Source organism: Neochlamydia sp. AcF84, from assembly GCF_011087585.1.
Classification (GTDB): Bacteria; Chlamydiota; Chlamydiia; order Chlamydiales; family Parachlamydiaceae; genus Neochlamydia.
In genome coordinates this window covers 1-17462 of record NZ_VJOT01000016.1, presented here as the reverse complement: position 1 = coordinate 17462, position 17462 = coordinate 1, and the positions used below count along the sequence as shown (strand labels likewise).

The following is a 17462-nucleotide window of genomic DNA, read 5'->3' as shown; positions in this document are numbered from 1 at the left end:
GTTGTTGTGCCTCTGGTAAATCCTCAAGTTTTCCCTCTTTCACCTTTTCCTTTTTTACAATAAAAAATGATTGTATAGGGCTCAGGTGAAACGTTGATTACGATTGGGGTAAAATTGTAGAGTACAAAAAAATGGAAATGCTTTTTTTGAGAAGCTATGTGGAGCTTTTTTGCAAGAAGTGAGCAGATGAGGTAGGTAGACGCGCGAAAAGAAGTTTGTGGTGAATCTTTAAAATGGAAAAGAGTAAGGCTCACATGCTTTTGCTAACTTTCTTCACAATTTTGCTTGGTTTAAGTACTTTAACTTACGCTAGCTGCCATCAGCCATTTTAAAGAATAGCCTTGTAGCTTAATGTCTAAAAAACTTCCTGAAAGCTATTCAGCAGGACTATTTCGCCTTCAGGTTATTTTTTTGCTTTAAGTGAGGGGGATAGGAAAAAGAATAGCTAAAGGAAAGTAGTAAAATAGCCCGTATGAAAGTAAATTTTTATTTTCAATTGCGTTGGATATTAAAATTCAGTTATATATTTATTTTTTAAACATTGAGTTAACTTATTTTTTGATCCAAGGAAGCAATATGTTGTCATTTTCATTTAATCCTATAGCTACTCATACGACCCTAGATGGTACTTTTAATTTTTTTGAAAAAACCGGGAGTGAAAAAATTTATGCCGAAGTTCCTAACCAAGTAGGTTTTTTTCCTGTAAGCATATCGCCAAAAGTCAGGACCGAGGCATTAGCTTATTTATCCTCCGCTGCTAAAGTAAAACGATTATTACAAGGTTTCTTTGTACAACCTACATATCAAGCAGAAACACATGCAGTAACCCTTGAGCCGTCCTCTCCTGAGATTGAGGCTTGGAAACGTAAAGCGATGCTAAGATTGCCTCCTGACGCCATCTCTATTTGTCGAGCAGACGGGAAAATCAGCTATGCAATTGGCGATACTGTTACAACATGGGATTGGGCAACGGATACTTATGAAGTCATTGAAGTAAAAAATGCTGCGGGCATTACAGCTTTAGCAGAAAGAAGCGATGGCTCACTGATTATGGGTGATGAAAAAGGTCAACTGCATGTGGCAGGAAAAATCATTAATACAGGGATTCAGCAGTCTATTACTGACATTCTTTATTTTCATGATGCCTGGGCGCTTATAAAATACGAAAAAATTTCGGAAAACGAAAGAAGGGAGATAGAGATAAAAAAGCTTAATTTTCTTACAGGCGAAGTAGGCGAAGTGGATCGGCAGACACAGATTCTAGCTTTAGGCGATGGCTCCCTTATTATTTTAGATAAAACCAAGGATAGTATTTGCTGGGAGCAATTCGATCAAACACAAAGAAAATTTATTGACATACCCACCCGGGATAAGAAAGAGAAAATTTTTGCTATCCGCTTAGCTTCTAAGACAAAAGTTTTACTTTTACATAAAGATAATAAAGAGCTGCTTACAATGTATGATATAGAAACTCACACTGAACAAACATGGAAAAATGACCAGCTATGGATTGATTGTTTACGTAATTACCCTTATGTTTGTTTAGATGACCAGACGATTGCTGTTGGCTCATCTGTGGGAAGAAATGCACTAATAAACTTCTATTATAGAGAGGGCCTTGAAAAAGAGCCTATGAATGCTCCTGAAGCTGGCTCTTGGGGTGTCAATGCTATGATAACACTTTCAAATGGCTCTATAATGTATGGCACGCATACTACCCCTTCAGGAATACATTTAGTAGACATAGAAGGGAAAATTGCCTTTACTCATACTTTTTCTAATGAAAATCCTCAAATTAAAAGTCTAACAGAATTACCCAATGGTGCCATAGCCATTAAATCTTACGACTCTATTATAATTATGCAGCCTCAATTGAAAGATAACTCTCCTCTATCCGATAATGAATCGAAATATAATACCTATATATCTAGCTTAGAAGCAGCTTTTAAACAGGCAAATTTTTATAAAGCACGCCGTTATTATGAGAAAGCTAAAAAAATAAAACCAAGCAGTAATGCCCATAGCCTTATTTCTCTTCTTCATCTTAAAAAATCTCTAAATAAAAAGCTTTATAGGCAGGTTCTTCTTGATACATTATACGGTCAAAATAATGAAAAGGTAAAAGATATTCATTTAGATCAAGAAGTTTCCACCTGGAAAACTAAGACCTGTAAAAAGAGGTTATTTATAGGAGAAGGAACTTTTACTTTTACTGAGGCTTTTATCAAGAAACATGAGGAGACTCACTCCCTTTTAGCTTCCTCCATTGTTGCTACAGAGCTGGCTGTCCCTTCTGAAAAGAAAGAAGAAGTCATGCAGAGAGTTTCCCATCTCAGAGAACGAGGAGTGACAGTATTGTTTGGCATTGATGGACAACTCCTTCATAATCATTTTAGAGAAAAAAGATTTAAACGTATTCATTGGAATTGTCCCTTTACTGGAACAGGCGTTAGCCAAGATATCTTTAAAGCAGCGATTCCTCAGTTTTTTCTTTCTTGTGCTCAGCTACAGTTGTCTGGCGATCGAGTACATATAGCTTTAATGCAAGAAAAAAGCAGAAATTATTGGAAAAAACGGCAAACAGAAAATCCTATCGTCTTGGGTGCCACCTCGGCAGGTTATCGTCTTATAAGAAAGCGTTTGTTTGGGACGAAACGTTACCCTGGCTATCAGCATGCTAAAACAAGCGGAGAAGATCACTCAAAAGGCGAGCAGCGGGAATTTGTCTTCGAAAAGGCGCATCCGCCTTCTGCAAAAGCGGAATCTGAGTTTTTAGCGTGCAATAAGTCTTTAGATAATGAATTTTTAAACGCTGCAAAAAAATTAGAATCGTTTCTTGAAAGTTATATTCTAGAGTTACAAGAGGTCTTTCACAAAAATGTAGAAGATATAAAAAACATCAGTGAAACATCAAAACTTAGTAAAGCAGATCTTTTGAATAAAGCTAAAGATTTAGAAGAAAAATTTAGTGTTTCACTATCTAGCATAAAAGATGATTTATTAAAGGGATTGAAAGAAGTAAAAAGTAATTCCTCAGCTGCTTTAAAAAGTAGGTTACCACAAGAGATTCAAAAGGTGGTTAAGGCACGTATAAAAGAACTAAAAAAGCTTTTTTTAGATAATGTAGAAAAGTTTGGAATCGATTATTTAAATCACGCCAAAAACTCTGTAATTGCGTGGGCTAGTATTAACGAAAATTTGAAGAATTTTTCTAAAGAAAAAGTGCAAGCTTCTAGAGATAAATTTTTAAACTTGAGTAAAAGTTTAAAACTTCCTTCTTCTTATGAGAAAAATTCTTTAGAAAATTTGTTCTTAGAAAAAGTAAAAAAAGTTACAACCGAATTTTCAAATCGTCAAGAACAAAGGAAATTGCTTGCTTTAAAAATTCTAAAAAAAACGGAAGTTACTTCATTAGCTTATATAAATGCTTTGATGGATCCTGATAAGAAAAAATTTGCAATTAAAATATTTAAAGATTCTAATACAAGAAATAGGCAATTAGGCCAGCCTGATAAGTTGAATTTTACCTCGCAAGATTGCTATTATGAATGTAGTTCTGATGAGGATTCTTCTGATTGTTATGACTCTGACTAAGTTTTTAAACCCTAGTAAATTTAAAGGTCTTGATAGGGGCACTCTTGCTTGAAGATGCTTAAGGTTTAAGTTGCGTTGTAGAGCTGCAAAGATGGTTAGATACTCTTCCCCTTCTTTTTAACTTTCCTCTAGGTTATTTATACTATTTGCCTTCTGGGAAGGCTTGCTTACCGGCATTCGTAATAATTCCTAGTTCTGCCTCAGCTAGGACAGGGGCATTCTTGATACTTTCGTCTTATTATACCAACTCAATGATTTTTCCTTTGATTCCTTCTGATTCTATTTGATTTATTTCTGGAATAGCTTGAGGCATAAACCCACATTCCGCAGGTTATAACGATCTCAAGATATTATTTTTTAGTAATAAGGAATGGAATTTAAATTAAAGGATTAATTTATTTAACGAGTTAGGAACCAAGGGATTAAATTCAAAGAGAGGAACGTGGGCCTCCAGCTTTTTTTAGAAAAAACTATTCGTGCTCCTCCATAAGCAAATAAAGTGAAAACATGAAAGATGAAAAAGTATTGTAGCAAGAACTTTACCCTCGTAGGATTGTTTTTACATTACCCAATGAAATAGAAATAAGGGAATATGATAAATTAATTAATCCCTCATAATCCAAAAGCTTTTACGGCTACAGGGGGATTGGATAACTATTTAACAATTAGGAACTTATGTTTTGACCTAAGCCTCATTTCAGAAATTATAGGTTAATGGAAATTAACCTGCGGAATGTGGGCATAAAGACCATCTATTCTTATTTCCAAGGCAATGGCTGTAGTCGTAAAAATTACCCTTGTGGCTGTGACCATGGCGATTTATATTTCCCTATCAAATAGGATAGCAAATTAGGATTGGCTGATGCTTTTGGGGATACTTTTTATAGGGGCATTCCTAATAATTTTGCTGTTAACCTTCCCCAGTAAGTAAGGCTTACCTAAAGTTAAGACCCTTAAATTTTTTTAATTTTGAGGATAAACGTTTTCCTTATCCAAAGAAGCAAGGAGAAATAAAAGTCATTCCAATTTACTAAATCGGCCTCATTATTCATGGCGAATCTATACACTTATGCTCGACTAGAACAACGATCAATTTATCATAAATGAATAAGTTGCTAAAACCTCTACTTTAATTATCCTGCCCATCTCTACACCCTAAACTAACCTACAATATTTTTTAGTTATCCAAAAATTTATTATCTTTTTTGGTGGTGTGGGAAGTAGAAAGCTTAGCTCTAAAGGCAACCTATCATCAGATTAGTAGCTATAGGTTTATCAATAGAAGAGAAAATGCCTACATGGAGTTTAATGTTTTTTATTAAACGTTTAAGTTAAAATTTAAACTTGTTAGAGACATGCCATGTGTGTCAGTTATAGCTTAGCTATACATAAGGATAGGTGTAGATTAATGTCTGCTTGCAAAGCCTATAAAAGATAATTCTCTAAGCTTTTTTCTTAAGAGTCTTTATTTAAGGCTATTTAACGCTCCGCTTGGCAACAAGCAAAAGATCAAATTTTAAATTTATTAATCACATGCGAGGTAAAAAAAATCTTTAAATAAAATGGATGTAATATTAGATTTTTTTATAAATTTTTTTTGTTTGCCTTTTAAAAATTTTACCAATATAAATGAACTGTTTTTAATTAAAATAGATTTCATTTAAATATAAATGGGAATGAATAAGAGGTAAAAATGCAAGTTAATATTTCATCTTATTTTCCCCCTACTCTGCTAAATCCTTCTTATTCTTCCCCTTCACCCGCTTTGCACCTACCTGAGGAACTCATTACCTATATTTTTTCTTATCTCTCTAGGAAAGATTTAGTCCATGCAGGCATGGTATGTCGCCAATGGAATAGGATAAAAGAAGACCCTATTCTTTGGACCTCTCTTTATCATTATGATTTTCCATTTTTTACTTCACCTAATTCGTCATATACTAGGGCTATGTATATTAATAGCTTTGTAACTCATAATAACTTAAAAACAGGAAAGATTCAAAAAGAAATTCAGCTGCCACCGTATGTGGGAGGGAAAACATTCTTTGATTTTTCTGATAGTGCTGGCTTTTTATTAGTAGAATTTGCTGGCAAAACGCGTCTATGGAATTTAGCCCATGGCCGGTTTCAGGATTCTCCTACTCAGCTTAAGGGTGACATTTGCTCTTTGTTTTCGCCCGATGGAAGCCTATTAGCGACAGCCTCTTCGGATGGTACTGTTCATCTTTGGAATATCATTACCTCTACACTTGTCCACAATCTTAAAGGACATACAGGCATGGTGATCCATGCAGTTTTTTCCGAGGATGGAAAGATGCTTGCCATCCTGTCGGATGATAGATTGGTGCACCTTTGGAAAATCTCTACAGGAGAATGCTTACATATCTTTTCCCATAATGAAGAGATCATTCATGCAATTTTTTCACCTGATGGAAGAACTCTTACGGTAGAAGATGATAATAATAAATTACATCTTTGGGACATTGCCAAGGGGCAACCTATCCATGTTTTTAATTATGATGGAGAAATCTATGAAAACGTTTTTTCTCCTCATGGAGAGTTACTCGCCACCATCTTTGAAGAAAAAAGTGTACGTGTTTGCAAAGTGCCTACTGGTGAGCTTCTCTATACATTAAACCATGAAGGAGACTTATGGGATTGCTGCTTTTCACCCGATGGAAATCTACTGGCAACGGCTTCACAAGATCATACCGTGCGCCTTTGGGAGGCTGTGAGTGGCAAACTTCTTCATGCCTTTAAACACGCTGGAGAGGTCAATAAGGTCGCTTTTTCACCTGATGGAAGTAAGCTTGCCGCAGCATGTCAGGAGAATTATGCTATCCTTTGGAATATCTGTTCTGGACAAGCTATCCATTACCTTAAACACGAGAAGGAAGTGCAAAGTGTGTTTTTTAGCCCTGATGGTAGTGTCCTTGTAACCACTAATTTCCAAGGACAAGTGAATCTTTGGACAGTAGCAGAAGGGGTACAATTTGCTAATTTAAAAAGCAGCAGCACTACTTATAATGAAATACGCGTGGTTTTTTCTAAAGATGGAAGTATGATTGTTCTTGCAACAGATTCAAGTATTCGTATTATTAAGTTTTAATCCTTTTTTTCTTAATTCTTCGTTTTCATAAATTTAATCTTTACCCAGTACTTAAGCCAGCAGGTAATAGCTTTTATACGTTAGCTAGAGCAGGTTGGATGGTTGACAATCTTGCAGCAGAAGCCTGCAAGGAAGGCTTGAGGAGGTTTATTTACTTATACAATCATATTAGCCGCTCTAAATTAAACTTAGCTTGCTATCCCTTAAATATCTAAGAGTTTTTTACTTTAATTCTATAGAAGGCTTTTTAAGTTCTTTACCTTCTAACCAAGATAACCGTGCCACCGAACTTTTTTCATGCAAGGTTAACAAACTTTATCCTTTTAGCTAGAATTCTTTTTAGCTAGATAAGAAGTCCTCTTATAAAAATTTTGCATCTGTTCGCGTAAATTCTCGCTGGGAATAAAGATATGCTGGCAAGGAGGAAGGCTGTTCAAAAATTGCTGCCCATACTTTTTTGTAATTAACCGTGTGTCCAAGCATACAATACAGCCTCTATCATTTTTATTGCGGATAAGACGACCAAAACCTTGCTTGAATTTCACGATTGCATTAGGCAGAGAATACTCCATAAAAGGGTCGCCCCCTTTAGCTAAAATTGCTTCGGTACGCGCTTGAGTAATAGGCTCGGTAGGTACCTTAAAGGGTAGCTTAACAATGATGACACAACGAAGGGCTTCTCCTACTACATCGACTCCTTCCCAAAATGAGTCTGTTCCAAATAATACAGATCGATCTGTTTTTTTAAATTTATTAAGGAGGGTTTGGCGATTGTCATCGCCTTGTTTAAAAAGAGAATATTTATATTGTTGAAGGCGTGCTTGCAACACTTGGCAGCACATTTTAAGCATAGTGTAGGAAGTAAAAAGCACAAAAGCATTTCCTTGGCTGGCCTGAATACATTCCCAAATTTTCTCTGTCGCTGCTAGGTTAAATCTGCTATCAAGAGGATTAGGAATATTGTTAGGAATAGCTAATAAAGCTTGTGTGCGATAGTCAAAGGGAGAATCATAAATATTTTCTGTTAGCGTAAGTTTGCTCATGTAAGAAGGGGTAAGCCCTAAGCGCTGCTTGGTAAAAGTAAATTGCTTATTGGTAGCCAAAGTAGCACTGCAAAGAATTACACTGCTAAAGGGTTTGAATAAATACTCGGCTAGAGCTTTTGCGATATCTAATTCGGCATCGGCAATATTTACATTAATCATCGTTTTAAGCATCTGGGCTTCAATCCACCTTACTTTATTAGGAGGAGGAGCTGTATCTACAAATTGCTGCAGGATAAAACTCGCTTCTGCCAATCTTCCGCAAAGAGCCTCGATTTCATAACGAATACCCTTAGAGACTTCATTAAGAGGCTCTTGACCTAGCGCTTTAAGAGCATTTTCGATGCTACCGATCACTTGTACATATTTTTGTAAACTGGTAGCTAAAGCGTGAACATGGCTTTTAATTTCTCCTACCCATAAAGTATGCTTATAATGTTCAGGCAATAAGCGTAGTTTGTTTTCATTAAAAGGTTCTTCATTAGGCCTTATGCCCGTTTTTGCCATGTTAATGAAGGCATGAAGCTTATCAAAGCCTTCAGTAATCAGCTTAAGAAGATCGATACGTATGCCAGGAAGATCAATATTGAATTTACTTAAAAGGGAGCTGATTTCTGCTGGGGGCGCTTTAGAATTATAGTGAGCAAGAATTTTTTCTTTAAGTTGAGCTAACTTTCCTTGGGTTTTACCACCTTTTTCTGCTGCTAAGCGTCCTACAATTCGCAAGAGATCTAGCTGATTTACTTTTTGAGCAAAATATTCCGTAGCAATATCTTCAATATGATGAGCTTCATCTAAAATAACTTTGGTATAGATGGGCAAAATGGAAGGGTCTTGATAATTTTTAGATTCAGCACGGCTAGCCAAATCAGCAAAAAGCAAGTGATGATTGACGATCAATAAATGAGCTTCGTTAGCTTCTCTTCGAGCCTTAAAAAAATGGCAGTCTTGATAAAAAGGACACTGGCTTTTACTGCAAGTATCATTTTCTGCACAAACTTTGTCCCATAAATGCCCGGAAGGTTCAAAAGTTAAGGAAGATTTAGAACCATCATTGGTCGTATGCGCCCAAGCATCAATTCGCGCAAATTCCTCTGCTTCTTGGGGAATGAGAAGAAGTTGCTCTGCTCGTGTTTCCTCCACTTTTCGCAAGCAAACATAGTTGCGCATCCCTTTTACAAGGACTGCTTTGACAGTGATATTAAGCGCTTGGGCTAGGATAGGAATATCTTTTAAAAGAAGCTGCTCTTGCAGGGTAATTGTATGCGTGGAGATAACCGAACGTTCTTTTCTTTGGGCGGCCCAGAGTATAGCAGGAATAAGATAAGCAATGCTTTTACCCGTTCCTGTTCCTGCTTCTATTAAAGCTATTTGATCTTTATTATAAGCTTCAATGATGTTTTGCATCATTTTTTGCTGTTCTTCACGTGATTCAAAACCTCTTATAATTTTACTAAGGTTTCCTTCAGGTTGAAGAATTTTTAAGGCTTTCTGCGCATCAAGTCCTTCACTATTCTTTTCTCTGGGTAGTAGGCTGCTCATGAAAGTTAGAGAGGGTGAAGTAAAAATAAAATTATTTTAGAATTTGAATGGAACTATATCGCTTTACAAGGATCTTTTCAAGGCCCCTCTTCTTATATTAAAATAAAGGCTAACCTTTATTTTTAAATGGTAAGAATAAGAGCAATTTCAGCTTATGGATTAATTTTTAGGGCTACAGGTAAAAAATAGGGGAAGGAGCCTATTTTATTCCCTTCCTGCTTTTTATGATTACGGTTTGCTTTTTTGTTAAAGTGATAGATAGCTTTAACTTTTTTATAGAAAAGCGGAAAGTTAAAAATCACTTCCTCTATTCAACCTCTAGCAAATCTAAAAAGGCTTTTAGCTGTTTAGAGCGGGTAGGATGACGCATTTTCCTTAGGGCTTTGGCTTCAATTTGTCGAATACGTTCTCTCGTCACATTAAACTCTATTCCTACTTCTTCAAGCGTTTTAGGCTTACCATCTAATAATCCGAAACGTTGGATAAGAACTTTTCTTTCTCGATCCGTTAAGGTAGAGAGCACTTCATTCATTTTATCTTTCAAAATAGAGTATCCTGTGGCTTCTGCTGGTGAATCGGCAGTCGTATCTTCTAGGAAGTCTCCAAATTGACTCTCTCCCCCATCTCCTACTTCTGCTTGTAAAGAAATAGGGTGCTGGGCAATCTTGTAAATCTCACGCACGCGCTCAGCAGTGATACCCAGTTCTACAGCAAGCTCTTCAGGATTGGGCTCTCTACCCGTTTCCATCATCAATTTTTTAGCGCCCCGTAAGACCTTGTTAATAGTTTCAATCATATGGACAGGTATGCGAATAGTTCTAGCTTGATCGGCGATAGCACGGGTAACAGCCTGGCGAATCCACCAAGTTGCATAGGTAGAGAATTTATAGCCACGTCGATACTCAAATTTTTCCACGGCTTTCATAAGGCCCATGTTACCTTCCTGAATCAGATCTAAAAAGGAAAGGCCTCTATTCGTATATTTTTTGGCGATAGAAATAACCAAACGTAAATTGGACTCAACCATTTCTCTTTTAGCTTCCTGGCTCTTGTCCATCCAACGTTGCAGCATGCGTACATCTTTTTTAAACTCTTCTAATGTTCTGCCTGCGGCAATTTCACGTTTTTTAAGTTTTCGTTTAGCAGAGGCAAGCTTGGCAGCGGCAAATTTATTTCTTTCTGCCCGTGGAGTTAATTCTTGAATTTCCTTTTCTAATTGTAAAAAACGGTCATAAGCTCGTAAGATAAGCTCACCAAAGTCTTCAATAATATTGTGTCTAACATGAAAGCGGCGCAAGTAAGCTTGAGTACGAATACGACATTTTTCTATTTCTTCCAATATCGAGGGTTTATTCTCTTTATTTAGCTCTGGATCATCAATTTTCTTAAGAAGCTCTACCAGATGTTGTTCTTCCTGTTTAAGAAGGGCACATAATTTAGGTAAAATGTTAAGAAACTCTTGTTTATTGGATACTTCTTTTTCTGCAACACACTTGTCAAAACGCTCTTTTCCTTGTAGCAAATATTGGGCAATTGCTATGGCCTCAGCCGTGGAGTAGCCAAACCTCATAATGATGCGTTCGATTTGGATTTGCGCTTTTTCGATTCGCTTGGAAATTTCAACTTCCTCTTCTCGGCTTAAAAGAGGAACCGAGCCCATTTCTTTTAAATACATTCTTACGGGATCATCAGGAGTGCCTTCAGAACGTTTAGGAAGGCCTTCTAATTCTTTCGCTTCTTTCTTACGCTCCTTTTGGCGCTCAACTTCAGATTGGTTAAGAATTTGAATGTCCATGCCACTTAAAAAGATCAACACTTGATCAATCTGCTCGGGCGAATCAAAAGACATGGGAAGAATATCGTTAATTTCCTCGTAGGTGATATATCCTTGCTCTTTAGCAATGGAGACGAGTTCATCCACTTTCTGTTGATGTTGGTGAGAAAAATTGCTTTTAAAGTTATCTTTATTCATGTTGCTTTTATGTAATGGGATTGACGAATTGCAAATTTTTTGTGTAATATGTTTTTAAAAGCCCTGTGGAAAAGGTAGCTTTGTTGGCTCATAAAACGTTGAGAAAGTAATATTACAATCAATATTTCCTTAAAAAGGGTATAGGAATATTTAACTATTATATTGATTTTTGTCAATCTATACCATCTTTTTCTTTTAAGTAATGTCCAAGGAAAAATTAAATTCATACTTGGATAAATGCATTTTGTCAAAAGATTTTTAAGTGGGCGAAAAAATATGCACTTTTATGCCTTCGATGAAAAAGGAAATCAGGTGTCTGCTCATCAAGCAGATAAAAGGCTGTATTATTTTTGCAGAGAATGTCTAGGCCTGGTCAAATCTCGGGGAGGCCTCTTGAGACATTTGCACTTTTATCATCTAGAGCCTAATCGATCATGTCGACAAGATGGTAAATCTCTTGTTCATTTACAAGTGCAGCATTATTTACAAAATTGCTTGCCTGGTTGTGAATTAGAAAAAAGATTTCCTCTTATCAATCGTATTGCAGATCTGTTTTGGGAAAAAGAGGGCTTAGTAATAGAAATTCAATGCTCTCCTATCTCTGCCCGTGAAATAGACGCGCGCAATCTAGATTATGCTAGCCTAGGCTATCGAGTTCTTTGGATATTACATGATCGCTTATTCAATCGTCATCGTTTGACAGCTGCTGAGTATTTATTACAAGATTCCTTTCATTATTTTACTAATATCGATTCTGAAGGAGTAGGATATATTTATGATCAAGGCGATAGAATAGAAAAAGGTAAACGAGTGCTTACGCTAGGCTTTCGAAAAGTAAACTTTTTCTCCTACCATTCTCACCTTAAAGAATCCATGGTGTTTGGTAATTATCCACCTTGGATAAAAAAAAGGCTGGAATCATGGAGAGGATATTTTACAGGCGATTATTTAGATTATTTTTTAACAATGCAAGAACCAGAAAAAGCTGCTTTATTGTCAGCTCTTTCAGTAGATGAGCAATCAGGAGTTATGCAAGTAGGAAAAAAACTACAGCCAGGTATAAAGAGAAAGTTAAAAAAATTAATCCGTCTAATTAGCTATTTTTATCGCTTAGGATTAAATTTCATACTTGAGAAATTAGCAAAATAATATCCTGCGGAGCAAGTGCCCCTTATCTTCTAAAATTTATGGTGCAAATGCTTCGCAAAGGTGTTTATAAGGCTTTGGCCGCGCGAGCAGCAAAACGTGCTTTCGTACGATTGGCTTTATTGACTTTATAGACGCCTTTTTTTACACCCTTATCCATTAGGCTGTAGATTTCGCTTAAATGCTTATGATTTAACGCGGCATCTTTTTTAGAAAGGTTTTCTTCTAGAGCACGTACCGCTGTTCTGACTTGCGATTTGAACACTCTATTAATCTGATTTCTTTTGATGCTTTGAAGATCTCTTTTTAATGCTGACGAACGTTTTTCTTTTTTTTTCTCGGTAGGTGCTTGAGCCATTTTCCCTCTTAAATGTTTAATGACATAAATTTATATAAGAAGAAATTATAGGCATTGCTGTATAATTCGTCAAAGCCAAACTGAAATGCTTGGTATTAAAAACATCTACCCTTAATAGCATTAAGCTCAAGAAGTATTGTATGAAACTTATCTTAGACCAAAATCTTTCCTTGTTAGAGGCTTTAACTCTTTTATCCCCAAATAGTTCCAAAACAACTTTACGTTCCTGGTTAAAAGAGGGGCGGGTGTATGTCGATGAGAGTGTAGAGAAAGTCAGCAGCAAGCTTATTAAAAAAAATCAAACCATTACCGTAGGAGCAAGGCCAGATCCTTATATACAAGATTTACGAGTATTATATGAAGATTCTCATTTAATAGTGATTGATAAGCCTTCTGGTTTATTAAGTGTGACTAGCGCTTTCGAAAAAGAAAACACAGCGCATGCTCTTTTGAAAAAACATTTTCGTCCGCGCAAGGTCTATGTGGTTCATCGGTTGGATCAAGATACCTCAGGTGTTATGCTATTTGCTTTTTCAGAAAGAGCTTATGAAAAATTAAAAGCCATTTTTGCAGAGCATCATATTGTAAGAGAATATATAGCTATTGTAGAAGGTCGTATGGAGCAATCTCAAGGTAAATGGGAATCTTATCTTTATGAAGATGAAAATTATTTTGTACACTCTTCTTCAAATCCAGAGCGTGGTCGTTTGGCTATCACGCATTATCAAGTGATAGAAATGAGTAAGCACTATTCCTTGGTAAAATTTACTCTAGAAACAGGAAGAAAAAATCAAATTCGCGTTCAATGCAAAGCTGCAGGACATCCTGTGCTAGGAGACCTTAAGTATGGCTCTTCGGTTAGTCCTGTACGCAGGCTATGCTTGCATGCTCAAGGGCTGGGATTTAACCATCCTATCAATGGCAAACAGATGCAATTTAAATCTTCTCTTCCGCAAGCTTTTAAAAAATATTTTAAAAATGCATAAAAATCTGTTTTGGCTTTCTTTTTTATCTTTAGCCGCAGGCGTGGTCGGTTGGTTTACTTTTCGAGCACTTTATTTGACCTATTTTTACCTAGCTTTTACGGCCTCTGCTCCTGTAGAAAACATTCAATGGGCAATTGTGCCCCTAAGCGAAGATCGTTTGGTAGTTAAAGCAGACTATCGCTTTGTGGTTAATGATAAAGAATATCATGGAAAAACTTTATTTAAATATGATGTCTTTCGAAACCCCTGGGCAGCAGAAGAAGCTTTAAAAACATATAAGGGCCGTGAGCAAAGGGCTTGGTATTCACCTCTAGATCCTCAATATTCTTCTTTAGATCAATCTTTCCCTTTTAAAGAAAATATTTATGCAATCATTTTATGGATTTTATTGCTATATTTTATTTGGATAGGAAGGTCTGTAGCCAGGCTTACATGCGCGTTTACTTAGATAGCTAATATAAAGTATTAATAAAAAACTACTCGCCTACAAAAAACGATTTCAGGGGACCTTAGCTTTTTCCTTTTCCACGCTACTAGATGGAGAAATCTTTTAACAATCTTTATTAGCCTTAAGCTTATAATTTCTATAAGACTAAATTATAAGCTAGCGGATAGCGATAGAGCTTATAAAGGTCTTGCCTTGTAGCCCAAGCGCTAATGCTAGCCTTTCTACCTCTTAAGATGGGCTAAGAATAAATGAAAAAGAGTTTATTTTTGCATGAGATCTCTTCAAAAAATTTAAAGATTTATCTTGTTTTGAGTTTAAGAGAAATAATGTATAAAAATTAATGTTGAGGTTTAAACTTATTAATCCTTCTGGCAAGATATCCTCTTAATATTTAATAAATTGAACTTATGTATAAATCCTATAGCTCACGTTACACTATCCTACTTATCATTATTGCCTTCTACCTTTTGCCTGTCATGCTTTTGAGTAGCTATGGGAGGCTGTATATGCCTGTACAAAAAGGGTGGAATTTACTGGCTTTTGGGATATTTTGTAGTAGTATAGGGCTCATAGGAATTTTTTGGATGATGTGCCGTTTAAGCTATAGAGCCGAGCAGTATGCAAGGGATAATCAGTCATCTGTTCTAGAGGCTTCAGAATTTTCTCCTAAACAGTCCAATATTGTTGAGCTAGACATGACTCAAGCTAAAGCTCTAGAAGAGCTTCAAGAACAGTATAATGAATTACATGCGCATGTGCTAGCTGCTCAGAAAGATTTAGAAGCAAAAACTAAAGAATTGCTGGAAAGAGAACAGAATAATCAGCATTTACAAGAAAAGCTTATTGCCTCTGCAGCAGAGTATGAAATGAGCAAGCAGGCTTATGAATCCGCTTTAGACCAGCAAAAATTGCTTTTAGTCGATTCTCAAAAAACAATCACTGAGCAACGCGAATGCATTGATAAAAAATTGCAGCAAATTGCTCAACTAGAGATTAAAGTGTCAGATTTGACGTATGAAATTAAAACATTGATTCAGCTAGCAGAAATTGAAAATCAAAGCATGCCTATTTACTCAAGTCTTCCTTTAGAGCAGGCAAGCTCAATCTATCCTCCTCTTTCGGACATATTTGAAGAAGAAATTGCCTGTCTTCCCGAGAAAAAAGTTCGAAATAGCATGCAAGCCAATATACAATTAAAGCGCTGCATTGATATTGCCCAAAAAATTACGGGAGCAAGCCATTATTATAACACTTCTTCACGCTTTAAAGATTTGGCTGTCGATAACTATACTTTAGATTTAAGGCGCCTCTTTGATAGTTTACGGGCAGAAAATGCCAGCGCTATTATTTTTTATTCTCAAAAAGAAAATAAAATTTTATTTGTTAATAATCAATCCAGGAGCTTGCTAGGCTGGAGTCCAGACAAATTTGTCCAGAGCTTTAATGAGATTGTAGAGCCGAGCAAAGATATTTGGAGGCAGGGTATTGCCAGCTTAGCTATTAAGAATGACAATCATATCAGCCTAAAGATGAAATCTAAAGCAGGAGCACAGGTAGAGGTTCATGCTTTGTTAGGCATCATCCCTACTGGCATTTTTCGCTATCATGTGCTAGGCGTTTTATACTCTTCCTTATCTTAAACAAAAAGGGCAATAAATTTTCTTATAAGTAAAAAAAATTAGTGTTTTTGCTTATGGAGGATTAATTTTTTAAAGTAATTTATGTTATATATCATTGCAGGTCGCTATAAAAACAGAAAAATTCAGTCCCCTAAACATACTCTCACCCGTCCCACTACCAATAAGCTACGGGGAGCGCTCTTTAATATTTGTCAAACTTATATAGAAGATGCTTCTTTTTTAGATCTTTTTTGTGGATCAGGGGCGATGGGGTTAGAAGCTATAAGCAGAGGGGCGGCTCAAGCAACCTTTGTAGATGAAGCTAAAGCAAGCCTTCAATGTGTGCGTGAGAATATACAATCTTTAGGGGTGGAAAAGCAAGCTCATCCTTTATGGGGAGAGGCTAGGGTTGTGTTAAAAAAGCTAGCAAAGCAAGCAGAGCAATTTGATATCATTTATATTGATCCTCCTTACGAAACTAAAGGTCTATCAGAAGAGATCATCAGAATTATAGATGAAAGCACCCTGTTAAAGGTTGAAGGAATGTTATTTATTGAGGAAAGCAAAGCGATGGTAATAGATAAAGAAAAGTGGCTTACCTTGCAATTAGAAAGTGCGCGAAAGATGGGGCGTACCCAACTTGTGCAGTTTAGAAAGATTAGCTACCCTCAACCTTCCTGCTCCCATCAACATGAGTTACTTGATAAATATTAATTTTCACCGGGGTAACTTATCTAATATCTTTTCTTACACAAGCTACTTTATTTCAGCTGGCATGCTTTCTCATGGATTCCTCTCTACCCGTGATTTCTTACCCCCTTTCAGAATAATAGAATTTTTGGGAAGGAGGCCCTAAGCATCTAAGGATAATTCTATGGCGTTCTTTCAAAGCGTTAAGAATGTTTTTAACCCTATTAATCAAGGATGCATTATAATGGGATGCTTTTTTTTTTTAACTTTAATCTTTTTAATTGTATAGATCTGCACCCTTGGCGTCTTATTACTGAGGCCCCTCCCTCAATAAAAACGATCCCAGAGGAATTGATCGTGCATATTTTTTCTTTTCTTTCCCCCAAAGAGCTTGTGAATGCTCAGCAAGTATGTAAACACTGGAAAAAAATAGGAGATGAAGAGACATTGTGGAAAAGATATCCTCAACAGCATTTCAAAGACAAACCCTTACATATTAGCTTTTGTCTAAAAACACCTCGGTCTTTTAAAAATAGTTATCTTTTTTATAGCCGTGGGAAATTAATAGAACGGAAAATTAAGCTAGAGGCTGCTGCTTTGCGCGCCCATCCCGATTATAATGTAAGTTTTACCGAGATGATGGTATCGATGAATCAAAGTCAAAGCTTTAATCATCAAAAGAGATTAAGGTTTTGAGAGGAGACGGGCAAAGAGAATAATACTGATAAGATAATCTGTATAAATATCAAGAAGATCAAGTTTCATTTTTTTCTCCTCTTTTCAAAGAAAAAGATATATCTTTAGAATAATCTATTCAACTCATCTGCGCGTAAGATGTGTAACTTAAAAAGACTATTTTCGATTAGGTCATCTGTCTTTTTTTATAGATTTTTTTTTAAATTGAAAATCTATTAAAAAAGCTGGCGTTCACCTTTATAATGTTATTGATACAAAA

11 protein-coding genes are annotated in these 17462 nt (G+C 36.1%); 8 read left to right on the top strand and 3 right to left on the bottom strand.

What is annotated here, in order from left to right; all coding sequences use genetic code 11:
- Positions 1-576: 576 nt before the first annotated feature.
- Positions 577-3594, top strand: a complete 3018-nt coding sequence (locus tag NEOC84_RS00815) for a Rossmann-like fold-containing protein (RefSeq protein WP_166154384.1) — start codon at positions 577-579, stop codon at positions 3592-3594.
- 1693 nt (positions 3595-5287) lie between these two features.
- Complete coding sequence (locus NEOC84_RS00810) at positions 5288-6703, top strand: F-box/WD40 repeat-containing protein (RefSeq protein WP_166154382.1); 1416 nt, start codon at positions 5288-5290, stop codon at positions 6701-6703.
- A 323-nt stretch (positions 6704-7026) separates the two neighbouring features.
- On the opposite strand, the gene NEOC84_RS00805 is transcribed toward NEOC84_RS00810, so the two are convergent.
- On the bottom strand, positions 7027-9288 hold the full coding sequence (locus NEOC84_RS00805; protein WP_166154380.1) for a helicase C-terminal domain-containing protein: 2262 nt from the start codon (positions 9286-9288) through the stop codon (positions 7027-7029).
- 307 nt (positions 9289-9595) lie between these two features.
- Complete coding sequence (locus NEOC84_RS00800) at positions 9596-11260, bottom strand: RNA polymerase sigma factor (RefSeq protein ID WP_166154378.1); 1665 nt, start codon at positions 11258-11260, stop codon at positions 9596-9598.
- Between the two features lie 276 nt (positions 11261-11536).
- Between NEOC84_RS00800 and NEOC84_RS00795 the strand changes: the two genes are divergently transcribed.
- On the top strand, positions 11537-12409 hold the full coding sequence (locus tag NEOC84_RS00795) for a competence protein CoiA family protein (RefSeq protein WP_166154376.1): 873 nt from the start codon (positions 11537-11539) through the stop codon (positions 12407-12409).
- A 64-nt stretch (positions 12410-12473) separates the two neighbouring features.
- Here NEOC84_RS00795 and rpsT read toward each other — a convergent pair whose 3' ends face one another.
- Positions 12474-12764 carry a 30S ribosomal protein S20 gene (rpsT, locus tag NEOC84_RS00790; RefSeq protein WP_166154374.1) on the bottom strand — a complete coding sequence of 97 codons (291 nt, stop codon included), beginning with the start codon at positions 12762-12764 and terminating at the stop codon, positions 12474-12476.
- Positions 12765-12904: 140 nt separating this feature from the next.
- Between rpsT and NEOC84_RS00785 the strand changes: the two genes are divergently transcribed.
- From NEOC84_RS00785 to NEOC84_RS00765, 5 genes are all read left to right on the top strand, one after another.
- Entirely contained in the window at positions 12905-13750 is an 846-nt protein-coding gene (locus tag NEOC84_RS00785) for an RluA family pseudouridine synthase (protein ID WP_166154372.1), read from the top strand.
- Entirely contained in the window at positions 13743-14198 is a 456-nt protein-coding gene (locus NEOC84_RS00780; protein WP_166154370.1) for a hypothetical protein, read from the top strand. Before NEOC84_RS00785 ends, NEOC84_RS00780 begins: the two co-directional genes overlap by 8 nt.
- 407 nt (positions 14199-14605) lie before the next feature.
- A complete protein-coding gene (locus NEOC84_RS00775) occupies positions 14606-15838 on the top strand; it encodes a hypothetical protein (protein WP_166154368.1) in 1233 nt (410 codons plus the stop codon).
- Positions 15839-15919: 81 nt separating this feature from the next.
- A complete protein-coding gene (gene rsmD, locus NEOC84_RS00770; RefSeq protein WP_166154366.1) occupies positions 15920-16531 on the top strand; it encodes a 16S rRNA (guanine(966)-N(2))-methyltransferase RsmD in 612 nt (203 codons plus the stop codon).
- A 210-nt stretch (positions 16532-16741) separates the two neighbouring features.
- On the top strand, positions 16742-17203 hold the full coding sequence (locus tag NEOC84_RS00765) for an F-box protein (protein ID WP_347566619.1): 462 nt from the start codon (positions 16742-16744) through the stop codon (positions 17201-17203).
- Positions 17204-17462 lie beyond the last annotated feature (259 nt).